At 44.6% G+C, this 15314-nt stretch carries 14 protein-coding genes; 11 read left to right on the plus strand and 3 right to left on the minus strand.

The features are described from left to right. Window positions 1-256 precede the first annotated feature (256 nt). From MTO98_RS24470 to MTO98_RS24505, 8 genes are all read left to right on the plus strand, one after another. Window positions 257-589, plus strand: a complete 333-nt coding sequence (locus MTO98_RS24470; protein WP_243481611.1) for an L-rhamnose mutarotase — start codon at window positions 257-259, stop codon at window positions 587-589. A 12-nt stretch (window positions 590-601) separates the two neighbouring features. Next, on the plus strand, window positions 602-1954 hold the full coding sequence (locus MTO98_RS24475) for an alpha-L-fucosidase (protein WP_243481612.1): 1353 nt from the start codon (window positions 602-604) through the stop codon (window positions 1952-1954). A 43-nt stretch (window positions 1955-1997) separates the two neighbouring features. Further along, window positions 1998-3659, plus strand: coding sequence for a UxaA family hydrolase (locus tag MTO98_RS24480; protein WP_243481613.1), 1662 nt, complete (start codon window positions 1998-2000; stop codon window positions 3657-3659). 334 nt (window positions 3660-3993) lie between these two features. Continuing rightward, the gene (locus MTO98_RS24485; protein WP_243481614.1) at window positions 3994-4758 is read left to right on the plus strand and encodes an SDR family NAD(P)-dependent oxidoreductase; all 765 of its coding nucleotides are present in this window, start codon (window positions 3994-3996) and stop codon (window positions 4756-4758) included. Window positions 4759-4771: 13 nt separating this feature from the next. Beyond that, entirely contained in the window at window positions 4772-6061 is a 1290-nt protein-coding gene (locus MTO98_RS24490) for an alpha-L-fucosidase (RefSeq protein ID WP_243481615.1), read from the plus strand. Window positions 6062-6073: 12 nt separating this feature from the next. Continuing rightward, window positions 6074-6925, plus strand: a complete 852-nt coding sequence (locus MTO98_RS24495) for a fumarylacetoacetate hydrolase family protein (RefSeq protein WP_243481616.1) — start codon at window positions 6074-6076, stop codon at window positions 6923-6925. Beyond that, complete coding sequence (locus MTO98_RS24500) at window positions 6912-7742, plus strand: amidohydrolase (RefSeq protein WP_243481617.1); 831 nt, start codon at window positions 6912-6914, stop codon at window positions 7740-7742. The genes MTO98_RS24495 and MTO98_RS24500 overlap by 14 nt, the downstream gene beginning before the upstream one ends. 527 nt (window positions 7743-8269) lie before the next feature. Beyond that, window positions 8270-8476: a hypothetical protein gene (locus tag MTO98_RS24505; RefSeq protein WP_090528232.1), complete on the plus strand. Its 207-nt coding sequence runs from the start codon at window positions 8270-8272 to the stop codon at window positions 8474-8476. Window positions 8477-8554: 78 nt separating this feature from the next. On the opposite strand, the gene MTO98_RS24510 is transcribed toward MTO98_RS24505, so the two are convergent. Then, the gene (locus MTO98_RS24510) at window positions 8555-9052 is read right to left on the minus strand and encodes a DinB family protein (RefSeq protein ID WP_243481618.1); all 498 of its coding nucleotides are present in this window, start codon (window positions 9050-9052) and stop codon (window positions 8555-8557) included. Window positions 9053-9757: 705 nt separating this feature from the next. Here MTO98_RS24510 and MTO98_RS24515 point away from each other — a divergent pair. The 3 genes from MTO98_RS24515 (at window position 9758) to MTO98_RS24525 (ending at window position 12188) form a co-directional block, all read left to right on the plus strand. After that, window positions 9758-10555, plus strand: coding sequence for a HipA family kinase (locus tag MTO98_RS24515; protein ID WP_243481619.1), 798 nt, complete (start codon window positions 9758-9760; stop codon window positions 10553-10555). Beyond that, on the plus strand, window positions 10542-10916 hold the full coding sequence (locus tag MTO98_RS24520) for a DUF3037 domain-containing protein (RefSeq protein WP_243481620.1): 375 nt from the start codon (window positions 10542-10544) through the stop codon (window positions 10914-10916). The genes MTO98_RS24515 and MTO98_RS24520 overlap by 14 nt, the downstream gene beginning before the upstream one ends. A 426-nt stretch (window positions 10917-11342) precedes the next feature. Beyond that, window positions 11343-12188 (plus strand): ThuA domain-containing protein, encoded by an 846-nt coding sequence (locus tag MTO98_RS24525; protein ID WP_243481621.1) that lies wholly within the window; start codon window positions 11343-11345, stop codon window positions 12186-12188. A gap of 48 nt (window positions 12189-12236) precedes the next feature. Here the strand turns inward: MTO98_RS24525 and MTO98_RS24530 are convergent, their stop codons facing one another. Next, a complete protein-coding gene (locus tag MTO98_RS24530; protein WP_243481622.1) occupies window positions 12237-12725 on the minus strand; it encodes a hypothetical protein in 489 nt (162 codons plus the stop codon). 29 nt (window positions 12726-12754) lie between these two features. Next, a complete protein-coding gene (locus MTO98_RS24535; RefSeq protein WP_243481623.1) occupies window positions 12755-14959 on the minus strand; it encodes a penicillin acylase family protein in 2205 nt (734 codons plus the stop codon). Window positions 14960-15314: the final 355 nt, after the last annotated feature.

Genomic DNA, 15314 nt, shown 5'->3' on the forward strand with positions numbered 1-15314 from the left:
TATAATATTACTGTAATCCTCTAATCCTAAAAATCAAGGTTCAGAAAAGAATCCGGCTCATCCGATCAATCCTCTAAAAATCCCGGTTCAGACAAAAATCAAGGTTCAGAAAAAATCAACGCCATCAGCGCAATCAAAAATTCATCAACGGTCCTATGCCAAAATAACTGAACATTTTGGCTAATTTTCGATACTTATTTATCTGTAAACCTTATTTCTTTGTATTACCGATATAAACTTTTTTGAGAGCTATTCTATGAGCCAACGATACTGTTTAACCCTCGATCTGAAAGACGACGCGGCACTCATTGCCGAATACGAAAAATACCACGAAGCCATCTGGCCCGAAATTCATGACAGCATTATTGCCAAAGGAATCACCAATATGGAGATCTACCGTTTTGATACCCGCATGTTCATGATCATGGAAGTGGATGATACTTTCAGCTTTGAAAAATCGGCAGCTATGGATACTGCAAACCCTAAAGTACAGGAGTGGGAAGATCTGATGTGGGGCTACCAGTCGCCGGTAAAAAATGCGCCAGTGAGTGCTAAATGGGTTTTAATGGATAAAGTTTTCTCATTATAAAATAGAATAGCCATGCTAAAAAAACTACAATTACTGCTGATGTTTGTATTGCTGATGGCCCCATCGGTATTTGCGCAAAAAATGATAGGCACCGAAACCGATGCCCAAAAAGATAAACGCATGGAATGGTGGAAAGACGACCGTTTTGGTATGTTCATTCACTGGGGACTGTACTCGCAGGCTGCCCGCCACGAATGGGTAAAGCACAATGAAAAAATTGACAATGCCGGTTATCAGAAATATTTCGATCAGTTTAACCCCGATTTGTTCGATCCGCAAAAATGGGCTAAGCAAGCCAAAGCAGCCGGTATGAAGTATGCCGTGCTAACCACCAAGCACCACGAAGGTTTTTGCCTGTTCGATTCAAAATTTACCGACTATAAAGCACCAAACACCAAAGCCAAACGCGACCTGGTACGTGAGTACGTGAACGCATTCCGTGCGCAAGGTTTAAAAGTTGGCTTTTATTATTCGCTGTTAGACTGGCACCACCCGCAGTATACTATTGATGAGATCCATCCGCAATCTCCCGCCGATAAAAGCGATGCATCATATGCTAAGCTGAACAAAGGACGTGATATGGCTAAATACCGTCAATACATGCGCGATCAGATCACCGAGCTTTTAACCAAATACGGCAAAATTGATATCCTTTGGCTTGATTTCTCGTTCCCTCGTAAAGATGGACATGGCAAAGGCAAAGACGAGTGGGGTTCAGTTGAATTGCTTAAACTGATCAGGAAATTACAACCTGGTATCATAGTAGATAACCGTCTGAACCTGGAAGAATACAAAGACGGCGCTGATTTTGAAACCCCAGAACAGGTGAGCACTGCCGAACTGGCTAAATACCGCGGCAAAACCTGGGAAACCTGCCAAACATTTTCAGGCTCATGGGGATACTACCGCGACGAAAATACCTGGAAAACCCACCGCCAGTTGCTTGATCTGTTAATTACATCGGTAAGTAATGGCGGCAACCTGATCCTGAACGTTGGGCCAACCGCACGCGGCGAGTTTGATTACCGCGCTACCAATGCGCTGGATAGTTTAGCCTACTGGATGCATGCCAACAGTAAATCTATTTATAACTGTACTTACGCTCCCGATACCTATAAAATACCCGAAGGCACTAAACTTACTTATAACAAAGCCGCCGGTAAATTGTATGTACAATTGTTCAGCTATCCGCAGGGTAAACTGATACTGCCGGGATATAAAGGAAAGATCAAATACGCACAGTTTTTGAACGATAGCTCGGAGCTTTTATACAAAGAGGCAAACGGCGACGATCTGGAGGTAACTTTACCGGCAAAGAAACCGAATTATGAAATACCGGTAATTGAACTTACGCTTCAGCAATAAGCAAAAATACTGTCCTTACTAAAAGGACCGATCATATAAACTAATGTCAACACAAAGAGAAACATATTTAAGGATCCATCCGCATGATAACGTACTGGTAGCCCTTCAGGACCTGCCGCAGGGTACTGTTATTACGTTTGATGGGCAGACTTTTACACTGGTAGATAAAATAGCAGCAAAACACAAATTTGCCATCAATGAATTGCCGCTGGATAAAGAGATTTACATGTATGGCGTACTGGTTGGCAAGGCTTCGGCAGTTATTCCGCAGGGTGGTTTGCTCACTACCGAAAATGTACATCACGCCGCCGAAGGTTTTCATTTAGGTGAACGTAAACTGGACTGGCATCAGCCTGATACTGCCAACTTTGAAGGCAAAACCTTTATGGGTTATCACCGTACCGATGGTTCGGTTGGCACAGGTAACTACTGGATAGTAGTGCCGATGGTTTTTTGCGAAAACAGGAATATCAACGTATTGAAAGAAGCATTGGTTGATAAGCTGGGGTATAAGAAAGCCAAAAGCTATGAGGGTGATGTAGAACAGTTGATGGAGCTTTACCAGGCCGGTAAATCTGTTGAAGAGATTCTGAATGCCGATATCCAAGCTACTGAAGATAAGCCAAACTCCAAACGCCTGTTTAAAAATATTGATGGGATTAAATTCCTGAGCCATAGCATGGGCTGTGGCGGTACCCGTGAGGATTCGGATACCCTTTGCGGGTTGATTGCTGGTTATGTTACCCATCCCAACGTAGCGGGAGCAACGATATTAAGCTTAGGCTGTCAGCATGCACAGGTAAGCATTTTACAAAATGAAATTGCTAAACGCGATGCTAATTTCAGTAAGCCGCTGGTTGTGCTGGAGCAGCAAAAAGTAGGTACAGAAAGCGAGCTGTTAAAACAGGCTTTAAAACAAACTTTTGCCGGTTTGGTAAAAGCCAATGAAACTACCCGTCAGCCAGCACCTTTATCAAAACTATGTGTTGGTTTGGAGTGCGGTGGTTCGGATGGCTTTTCGGGCATTTCGGCTAACCCGGCATTAGGCTATTTGTCTGATCTGCTGGTTACCATGGGTGGCTCCGTGATCCTTTCAGAATTCCCGGAGCTTTGTGGTGTGGAGCAGGAACTGAGCGACCGCTGTATTGACGTAGAAACAGCTAACCGCTTCATGCACCTCATGACCACCTACAATGCCCGTGCAGAGGCCGATGGTTCTGGCTTTTATGCCAACCCATCGCCGGGAAATATCCGTGATGGCTTGATCACCGATGCCATTAAATCGGCAGGAGCAGCAAAAAAAGGCGGTACATCGCCGGTAACAGCGGTTTTGGATTATCCTGAAAAAGTTACCAAACCAGGTTTGAATTTATTATGTACCCCGGGCAGCGATGTAGAAAGTACCACAGCCGAAGTAGGTGCAGGTGCAAATATCGTATTGTTTACTACTGGTTTGGGAACACCAACAGGTAACCCTGTTACACCGGTTATCAAGTTATCAACCAATACGGCCATGTTTCAGCGCATGCCCGATATTATAGATATCAACTGCGGAACCATCATTGAAGGTTCCGAAACCATCCAGCAGGCCGGCGAGCGGATCCTGGACTACGTGATAAAAGTAGCCAGCGGCGAGGCAGAACCAAAATCGGTAAAACTCGGCCAGGATGATTTTATTCCTTGGAAGAGAGGGGTGTCGTTGTAGCCCCACCCAAACCCTCCCCTAAAGGGAGAGGGCTTTTGATTAGCGCGAAGGATAAAGTTATTGGTAACAACACCAACAACGGCGATAAAAGCCGGGGTTCGTGCGATTCCCTCCCTCGGGAGGGTGTAGGGAGGGGTTTCTTCGATATGCTTAATCGGCATGCATGGCGTATAAACCCCTCCCTGCCACTGCACTGCCCAACCGCACCCCTCCCGAGGGAGGGAATTGAAAAAAGTTGGTGGTGACAATACCAACAACGGCGTTGAGAGATAAATTATTAATAACCATAAAATAAAAAAGTCTCCCCTTTCAGGGGGAGATTTAGAGGGGGCTTATGTTCAAACTAACCAATAAATCAGTAATTGTAACAGGCGGCGGCAGCGGCATAGGCAAGGCTATGGCTGTATTATTTGCACAGCAAGGTGCCGAAGTTCATATCATCGAATTAAATGACCAGGCAGCAGCCGATACCGTTAAAGAAATAACCGAAGCAGGCGGAAAAGCCACCGGCTATGCCTGCGACGTGAGCAGCCAGCAACAGGTGGTTGATACTTTTACCAAAATAGGTAAAATAGATATCCTGATCAATAATGCAGGCATAGCGCATATCGGTCGCGCAGATAATACCAGTACCGAAGATTTTGAACGCGTATTTAACGTGAATGTTAAAGGCGCTTATAACTGCCTTTACGCAGCTATCCCGGTATTAAAAAGCAACGGCGGCGGCGTGATCCTCAATACTGCATCAATAGCAGCCAGCGTAGGTATCACCGACAGGTTTGCTTATTCCATGAGCAAGGGCGCTATCCACGCCATGACCTTATCAGTAGCGCGCGATTATCTGCATGATAACATCCGTTGTAACTGTATCTCGCCGGCAAGGGTGCATACGCCTTTTGTGGATGGTTTTATTGCCAAAAACTATGCGGGCCGCGAAGAAGAGATCTTTGAAAAGCTGTCAAAAAGCCAGCCGATAGGCAGGATGGGCAAACCGGAAGAAGTAGCTACATTGGCACTGTACCTGTGCTCGGACGAAGCGGGTTTCATCACCGGTACGGATTATCCTATCGATGGCGGCTTTATCACCCTGAACAACTAAAACCTGATTTGATATGATCAAAAAGCTATTATTAATGGGGATGCTCCTCGGCGCTGTACGCGCGGGCGCTCAAACCTACACGCCAACAGCCGATAACCTTGCTGCAAGGCAAAACTTCCAGGACATGAAGTTCGGGCTGTTTATTCACTGGGGCATCTACAGTGAGCTTGGTGCGGGCGAGTGGGTAATGAACGAAAAGCATATTCCTTATGATAGCTATAAACGCTTGGCCGATTTTTTTAATCCGCAGGCTTTTAACGCCCACGAATGGGTGATGTTTGCCAAAAAAGCGGGCATGAAGTACATCACTATTACTTCGCGCCATCATGATGGGTTCAGTATGTTCGGCACCAAGACATCACCATATAATATCGTTGACGCCACGCCTTACCATAAAGATCCCTTGATGGAACTGGCACAGGAATGTGTTAAAGAAGGCATCGAACTACATTTTTATTACTCCCTGCTGGATTGGGGCCGCAAGGATTATGCTTTCGGTAGTCCTATTGCCGATGGCAAACCGGTAAACGGCGACTGGGACAGCTACATCAATTTCATGAAAGCCCAGCTTACCGAATTGATCACCAAATATCCCGGCGTAAAAGGCATTTGGTTTGATGGCCATTGGGAGCGCGATGTTAACTGGCATTATGATGAGATTTATGGGTTGATCCATAAACTGAACCCTGCCATACTGGTCGGCAATAACCATCACCTCGAACCAAAAGAAGGAGAAGACTTTCAGATGTTTGAAAAGGATTTGCCCGGAGCCAATACTACCGGTTTCAGCGGTAAATCAAAAATAGGTGCCCTGCCTCTGGAAACCTGCGAAACCATTAACAACAGCTGGGGCTTTAACATTACCGACAGGAGCTTTAAATCATCCAAACGCATCATCCATTACCTGGTTAACGCCGCAGGTTTAAATGCCAACTTTTTATTGAACATTGGCCCCATGCCTAATGGAAAGATCCAGCCTGAATTTACCGATACGTTGGCTATTGTTGGCGCATGGGTGCAAAAAAACGGCGAAGCTATTTACGGTACCCGCGGTAGCGGTATTCCGGCACAGCCTTGGGGCGTTATCACGCAAAAAGATAAAAACCTGTATGTGCATGTGATGACGCCATCGCAGCAACCATATGTTTTCATTCCGCAATTAAAAGGCAAAGTGACAAAAGCGGCTTTACTGGCCGATGGTACTGCGGTAAAATTTAAACAACAAACCGAGGGCGTGTTTGTATATCTTAACGGTGTAGCAACCGACCCTGCCGACACTATTATTAAACTGACAACTAACTAATACAACAACAATATGAAACTTATAAGATTTGGCGAGATAGGAAAAGAGAAACCAGGAGTTATTCTGAATGATAAAAAATACGATGTGTCTGCCTTCGGAGAAGACTACACCGAACAATTTTTTGAAACCAATGGACTTAGCCGCCTTGCCGACTTTATAAAAGATAACCTACTGCCTGAAGTTGCCGAAGATGTGCGCTTAGGAAGCCCTATCGCCCGTCCCTCAAAACTGGTTTGTATTGGTTTGAACTATGCCGACCATGCTAAGGAAACTAACGCCCCTCTCCCACCGGAGCCGGTGATCTTCATGAAATCAACTACCGCTATTGTTGGCCCGTTTGATGATATCATGATCCCTAAAAACTCGGTTAAAACAGATTGGGAAGTGGAGCTTGCCGTAGTTATCGGCAAAAAAGCATCATATGTTGAAGAAGCTGAAGCAATGGACTACGTTGCCGGTTACGTATTGCACAATGACGTAAGCGAGCGCGAGTTTCAGCTGGAGCGTAACGGTACCTGGGATAAAGGTAAAGGTTGCGATACCTTTGCACCGCTTGGCCCGTTTTTAGCTACACCTGATGAAATTGCCGATCCGCATAATCTGCGCCTGTGGTTGAAAGTTAATGGCGAAACCATGCAGGATGGCACTACCTCAAACTTTATATTTAACCTTCCTCACCTCATCTCCTACACCAGCCAGTTCATGACTTTGCTGCCGGGTGATATTATCTCGACAGGTACACCAGCAGGCGTTGGTTTGGGCATGAAGCCGCCGATTTATTTAAAAGCAGGCGACGTAGTTGAATTAGGTATTGAAGGTTTGGGCGAATCAAAACAAAACCTGGTAGCTTATGCTAAAAATTGATGCACATCAGCATTTCTGGCAGTATAACCCGGTAAGGGACAGCTGGATCACTGAAGATATGCAGGTAATAGGTCGGGATTTTTATCCTGAGGACCTGTTACCTGTATTGCAAAAACATGGCGTGGATGGCTGTGTTGCCGTCCAGGCCGATCAGTCGGAAAAAGAAACTGAGTTTCTGTTAGATCTGGCTTCCGTACACCCCTTCATCAAAGGCGTTGTAGGCTGGATTGATCTGAAAGCTGATGACCTGGAAGACAGGCTGCATCATTTTAAAAAATACGAAAAGCTTAAAGGTTTCAGGCACATCCTACAGTCAGAACCCGATGAGCAATACATGCTTGGCCCGCAATTTAAAAAAGGCATTGCTGCTTTAGGTAAACACGGATATACCTATGATATCCTGATCTTCCCAAATCACCTGCCTTATGCCGCGCAGTTGGTTGCAGAATTTCCTGATCAAAAGTTTGTGCTCGACCACATGGCTAAGCCATATATCAAAGCTGGCAAAATTGACGGATGGAAACAGGATATCGAAAAGCTGGCAAGTTATCAAAATGTGTATTGCAAAGTATCCGCCCTGCTCACCGAAGCCGACTGGCACAATACCCCGGCTGCCGATTTTATTCCTTACATCGATATTGTATTTAATGCTTTCGGTATCGGCCGGGTAATGTTCGGTTCCGACTGGCCAGTATGCCTACTTGCCGGTGGCTACGAAAAAACTATGGAGGTAATGAACCTTTATACTGAAAAGCTTTCCGGAACGGAGCGGCAGCTTTTTTTTGGCGGGAACGCCATAGCGTTTTACGGTTTATAAATTGATGACGCGATCCGTGTCCCCACGGATCGGGGGATAAAAATAAATTACCCGCTGCCGTGTCCTCACGGCCGCTTCCCAAGCTAATAAAAAACTGATGTCATTGCTGAGGAGGAACGACGAAGCAATCTCGTAGCTATGCAGGCGAACATGCATTGGCTACGAGATTGCCACGCTGCGCTCGCAATGACATTTTTAGAGCTTTCTAAACCGTCAAATTTCGCCTTTTCACGACACCTCCCTACTGTACTAAAATCACTAAACTGTACTGTATATTATTTATTTCAAAACGATAGTCACTATTATCAATATGATAGCATAACATTTTGCTCATTTCATTATAAATCAATTAAATATCAGCTTAAATGTAATATTAAGGTAACATACAACGTCTGATACAAGTATGGCACACATTTAGCTATGCTTATATATGATTGATGCAAAATATCACTAAAAAAGGTGAACCATTTGGCCCCCGATAACGTTATATAGGTACCAATCAGACTTAAATTTTTATGTTAGACGTTATGTACACAACCCTGTTACAAGTTGTAGTCCTGCTTGCGGTTTTCATTTTGCCGATGTTCATTTTTGGCAAAAGGATCAGGAACAAAAAAGTAAAGACCGTTAATTACAAAATAGATACCGATACCTCTGAGGCCCGATATGCTATTAACGAAAATGGCTTCCTGGAAGAAATTAATACAGGCAAGCTCTCCAAGCACCGTAGTTGAGTGCAAAAACATACAAAAGCAAAGCTTGCCTTTGTTGCCCGCTTTGCTTTTGTATTTTAACTGACCTTCTTTCTTCTTCTATAAGCCCTGCTCGTCGGCACTTGGGCCGTAACTTCCCGGAATAGGGATATCCAGCAAACGTAAATAAACTCCTAATTGTGCCCTGTGATGAACAATCTGGCAATAGGTCATCCTGATCACTTCTGCCTTTGTACGTTGATTAAGGATCTGTTCGCCATTACGTAAAGTCCAGATCTTATCAAATGTACTGATATCCGCTTTTTGCAGGTTTGAATACCCATCAGCCAACGAATCTTCAAATAGCTTCAGCAAATCAGCTGTACCGCTTACCTTTTTAGGTTCATAGGGCGCGGTGGCAAAATCAAGTCCATCGGTATGTAGGGTCAGGCTCACCCAGGTAGGCAGCTCGGCAATATGGGTAGAGAGTTGTTCAATGGTCATGCTTTTTGCGTGCGGTTTCCATTGGTATTTATCGTCGGGGATGCGGCTCAGCATTTTTTCGGTGGTTTGAGCTTCCTGCTCCATCTCTTCCAATAACGATTTCAAAGTGTCCATAAGTGTTGTGTTTTTGTTTTCTGATGTAAAGTAACGGCAGGGTAATGACAGCCCTATGTCAACAGGGACCGTTGATTGGAAAAAAAATGATTTCGCTGATTTCGTTGATTTTATTTTTTGGGATTACACCGATTGATTTTGATTACACTGATTTTTTCCAACTGTGATTTTTGGGATTTTAGGATTAATCGGATTCTCTTTTTTAGACGAATGATTGTTTAAAACCGTGAGCTTATTCGTCAGCAGATAAGTTTCGGATGAAAGCGGGCAGAACAATGCAGGGCGGTGCGGCTGTAGGGGCATAGCAAATATTTGCAGAAGTATGGGGATGGAGTGATCGAAGTGGGGCAACTTTTTGCAGCCCGTGGTTCTGGCCGCTTTGCAGGGCAAGGCCAGCGTTGGGAATTGAGGGCTGGCGAGTGCGGCAAAGAAACCTCTCTGCTGACTTGATTTATTCGCTCATTATTTTCTTTTATCGGTGCTCATGAGTTTCGCTGCGCTTCAGTTTTTGGTTACTTTTGTATCAAGACAAAAGTAACAGCCACCGCGGCAATTGAGCGGCGAATGTATGTTGTTTAGAACCTAAGCTCAATTAATTGGGCGTTGCCTGCGACCCGGGCTTTCCGCTCATACGCCTGCAGGCATTACGCTCGGGGCCGGTATCCGCTACAATCCCTAACGCTGGTTTTTGTTTAATTGGAAACTATGAATTATACACCACCACAGCTCCGCACCGTTAACGTGATCCGTTACGTAACGCCGTTGCGTGAGGGCGGGTCACTACCGGCCATTGCCGAAGCTGACGACGAGTTTTTATATGTACTGAAATTCCGTGGAGCGGGCCAGGGGGTAAAAGCCCTCATTGCCGAACTTATTGGCGGTGAAATAGCCCGTTTGCTTGGGTTTAAAGTGCCCGAGTTGGTTTTTGCCAATCTTGATGAAGCATTCGGTCGCTCAGAAGCTGATGAAGAGATCCAGGACCTGCTGAAATTCAGCGTAGGCCTTAACCTGGCGCTGCATTATTTGTCGGGCGCTATTACCTTTGATCCGGCAGTTACCGTGGTTGACTCCAAACTGGCTTCGCAAATAGTATGGTTCGATTGCCTGCTTACCAATGTAGACCGTACCGCCCGCAATACCAACATGCTGATATGGCATAAGGAACTGTGGATGATTGACAACGGAGCAGCGCTGTATTTCCATCACTCATGGCATAACTGGGAGGAAATGGCCACGCGTCCGTTTTTGCAGGTGAAAGATCATGTGCTGTTACCTCGCGCCACCCAGCTGGATATGGTTGATGCTGAATTTAAGGCAATACTAACACCTGAAAAGATCCACGATATTGTAGCGTTGATTCCTGATGAGTGGGTCACCTACAGAGATTTTGAAGAAACGCCTGATGAGGTACGGAATATATATGCTGAGTTTTTGATAACCCGGCTGGCCGCCTCAGATGTATTTGTTACAGCCGCTAAACAAGCCCTATATGCAGGTATTTGAGTACGCCGTTATCCGCGTTGTACCAAGGGTGGAGCGCGAAGAGTTTATCAACATCGGGGTGATCCTGTTTTGTCCCAAACAAAAGTTTTTAAAAGTGCTGTTCAAGCCAGATGACGAGCGGTTGGCCGCTTTCTGTTGTGATTTAGATCTGGACTGCCTGAAGGAAAATATCAATTCACTTCAGCGCATCTGCAACGGCGAAAAAGATGCAGGTCCAATAGCGCAGCTTGATCAGCCCTCACGTTTTAGATGGCTCACAGCTACGCGCAGTACAGTGGTGCAGGCATCAAAGGTACATCCGGGCTTGTGTGTTGATGCGGAGGCTACGCTGAACAGGTTATTTGAGCAGATGGTGTTGTGATATGTATATTGCCCGTGGGGACACGGACAAGGGGAAAGGCAAAAAAATCGCGCTCGTTTGTAACGAGTGCGCAGCTGGGTTTGCGTTTATAACGCAACGGGCGATGCAATCGCCAAACCATATCTTGCGCTCTTTGCAAACGAGCGCAAGATAATAACAAGGTGGTAAAAATATGTCATTGCGAGCGCAGCGCGGCAATCTCGTAGCCAATGCATGTCCGCCCTGTATAGCTACGAGATTGCCACGTCGCCCCGGCGCTTTTCCCATTTCCGTTCCTCGCAATGACATAATTTATTTGGCTTGTGGTTGGCGTTTTTACCGCCAGCATCTAACCGCCCCTACATCACCTCTCATTACATCGTTTTCTTAACATCATAAAACCAAATCCTTTAGTTTTATGATCACAATTATAAAAACACGATTATTATGATCAACCGAACTACGATTAACAGGGTGGCACTGTTTGTGGCTCTCATCGTTATGGCTGTTTTTACGGCGGTAAATGTTAACGCCCAAAGCAAAAAGAATTTCAAAGTAATAGCCTTTTATACCGGCCGGAATGACCTGGCTCATATCAGCTTTATGCACGAGGCTAATCGTTGGTTTCCGGCTATGGCCAAAAAGTATAACTTTACTTACGACAGCACCAATAACTGGGCTAATATGAACCCCGAGTTTTTAGCCAAATACCAGGTGGTAATATTTTTAGATACCCGTGCCGATAACCCGGAACAACGTGCGGCTTTTGAGCAATATATGAAAAAGGGCGGCGCCTGGATGGGGTTCCACTTTTCGGCCTTTGCGCTTACCCCATCTGATTTTCCGCAAAATTGGGATTGGTACCATAACGAGTTTTTAGGTTCGGGGCAATATGTAAGTAATACATGGCATCCAACGCCTGCTATTTTACATGTGGAAGATCCCAATCATCCCGTAACCAAAGGATTGCCGGTAACTTTTAAAACAAACCCTAACGAATGGTACCGCTGGGAGCATGACCTTCGCAAAAATCCCAATATTGATATCCTGCTGGCGGTCGATTCAACAAGTTTCCCCTTAGGCACCGGTCCAAAACAATACGAGATCTGGCATAGCGGCTACTATCCCGTAGCCTGGACAAACAAAAACTACCGTATGGTTTATTTCAACATTGGTCATAATGCCATGGACTATGATGGTGGTACCAACAAAGAGCTTTCCCAAACCTTTGAAAATGCCGATGTGGATAAGCTGATCATCAATTCGTTGCTGTGGCTGGGGAGAGGAAAATAGTGCCCCGCCCCTAATGTCGGAGTTAAATTACAGGCATATCTTTATTCCTCAATCAAACCCTAAATACTCTTTCTGGTGCACCTCAACGGAGCCGGAAATATTATCATGATTGAGGAATATAACGATATGGAAAAAATCGTTATCGAAAAGATAGATATCATTTTTGGCATCGGAACCATGGAGTTTCATAATGAGCCCCATGTGCTTTGCCTGGCCTATTAAATTAATAATGTGCTGCGATGTGGAGGTGGCATAAGTTACGGTACGCAATATTGTCCCGCTGCTAAGCTTGCTGCCGACGCCAATCACAATAGTTTCTTCCTTGTTATCAGCACCTACCTTATTCAGGTGTTCAACGCTGTTTCCGTCAACCTCCTGGATATACTGGCGTTTGAATTTTTTACCAAGGGTAAGATAATTATGGGCTTCGGCGTTAGACAGGTTGGAGATATTTGCCAAATCATTAATAGTTATGCTTTGGGCAAACACGGTTGCACTGCAAAACAGCAATAAGGCAATTAATAGGGTCCTTTTCATTTTTTAACTTACCAAATATACTTTTTTTACTACTTAAAATAATCGCCGGGATGATAAGTACGCATGGCGTGTTTTAAAACATCTTTTTTATAAAATAGCACATCTTTAAACTTACCATCAATAATACCCTGCTCCTGATCAGTAAAATTTTTTGATGCAGGATCAAAGGAGCTTCCACCGTTTACAATGCTTTTGGCTTTTAACCGTGCACCAAATTCCACAACAGCGATAAAACTATTACCCGAATATCCATAGCGCCTGTTAGTATTCATGGTACGACTTTGGAACGATGGCAGCTGACCGAAGCCTGAACCGGTTAAACCAACAGGGATACTTGGTTTATTATCATCAAAGCTAATGCCATCGCCAGGGCGCTGGTAGCGGTTCATATCCCCCCACTCCACTTTCCAGGTACCAAACCGAGTTTGCAAATCTTTAACAACGTCGCTTAACCATGCTAATTGCTGTGCGGGGCTTATAGTTTTAGCCAGTGTTTGAAAGCGGTTGATAATAAATGTACTCTCCTGGTCAGTTTTAGGCGGAGGCAGGGCCTTTACCATTAAGGAGCCCCATTCTATAGCAAGTGAACTGGCTACAGAATGGATCGCCGTATTCCTGTCCCATTGCTGAAGTATCTCTATCGGTTGGGCCAGTGCATGTTTTGTTGAATCGGGGGCGGCCTCATAAGCTTTAAAAAGAGATGGCAGCAGATCATCAAAAGCTGCAAGGTAATGATCATAGCCTTTAGCTACGAGGCCGTCAAGCGTAAGGTTCTTTGCATCTTTCAGGATCCTGATTGCTGTTATAGCCCGGTAGTTTTCGCCATCGGGTGCCATGTAAGCAGGATATCTGTTTTTATCCGGACTTGAAGTACCAGACGCAGTATACGGTGTAGAATTACAATTCTGGATCCAGCCGGTAGCCGGATTAGCAATAGTAATGATCTCGCTCAGTTTATGTACACCCCGCCATTCGGTAGCCGAAGTGCTGCCGTCAACCGGTAAACTCCAGTCATAATCAGGATTACGTTTAGGGATGAAATTTCCATACCAAAAAATGGTGTTCCCTTTATCATCAGCATAAACTGTACTATTGGTAGCATTTGATACCAGGTTCATGGCTCTTTTATATTCAGCCAGGTTATTGGCTTTTGTTATCAACCATGACTCAACCAGGGCGTTGTACGAGCGGTTGTTAGCTTTAAGCGTAAGCCACCTGCCATCCCTGGCACCTAATACCGGGCCGTGGTGGGTATAATAACCGGTTATAGATCGTTGTTCAACCTCAGCGCCTTTTTTTATTTTGAAGGATAGGTTACGGGTGACAACCGGTCTTAATTTACCATCATATTCATAATACCATTTGCCATCCTTCTTGCTCACCTTTTCGGCGTACAAATCGGCCACGTCAGCATAAGAGCTGGTATGCATCCAGCCGCAATGCTGGTTAAAGCCCTGGTAAATAAAAAATTGTCCCCATGTAACAGCGCCATAAGCATTAAGCCCCTCGTTGCTTACCAGCTCCACCTCACTTCGGAAATAAAACGGAACATGGGGGTTGATATACAATAAAGCGTGCCCCGAGGCCGATCTTGATGGTGATATGGCGAAACCATTTGACCCTGTTTCGCGCTCATTTACCATATTGTAACTATCTTTTTCCTGCTTGCTGCTTAGCGCACCCAGTTTTTCGGGATCAGCGCTGTAAAAATCTTTGGTTTCGCTTAGCTTAAGGCTTCCGGTTTCGGTAGCAGCAACGCTACCGTCGGTAAACATCAGCGCATACCAAGGCTCAAAATGCTTAAATACCTGCGGCTTTATTTCCGGATGTTTGTATAAATAGTAGTTGACACCATCGGCAAAAGCATCCAATAATTTTCGAAACCAGGGGGCGCTTGCCTTATAATCTTTAATGGCATCGGCGCTATCGGCTATTAATTGCAATTGCACGTCGGTATATAAATTAGCCTCACCGTCAACTTCGGCCTGTTTGCCCAACTGGTAAAGGTAATTGCGTTCGATACCTTTAAAATTATCCTCGCATTCGGTATACATCAATCCAAAAACAACCGAGGCATCTGTTTTTCCATAGATATGAGGAACTCCCCAATTATCCCGAATAATGGTTACAGTTTTGGCTAACATTTCTGCCCGCTTTATTTCCTTATGATTAATTTTTTGAGCAAAAACCAAAGCTGGAAGAAACATTAAAACGATGCTTAAATTAACTTTCATGGTAACAGCAATTTTACTAAGTAAATTATCTATGTAAATGTGAAGAAAACGATACTTTTTAAAGATTTTGAGGTAAATTTGGAGATTAATTCATAATAATTACATCGCACCGCCGTTTTTATTCAACTATTCACAATCGGTTTTTTGGAGGTAATTATTCTATACTGCCAAAGCGGTGTAGTTAATTGTTAATGTCTTTTCTGTACCGGCAAGCAATACGGTATCTGAATATAAAGAGCTTAGGTATATATTTAATATGATATCTGAGATTTAGTTGATTCAATATCATTTGAGACGTGATATTGTGTGCGTTCCGGGGTGAGATACGGAACGCATTTTTTTTTGGTTCACTGGT

Origin of the sequence: Mucilaginibacter sp. SMC90, from assembly GCF_022811725.1 — a bacterium.
Lineage (GTDB): Bacteria > Bacteroidota > Bacteroidia > Sphingobacteriales > Sphingobacteriaceae > Mucilaginibacter.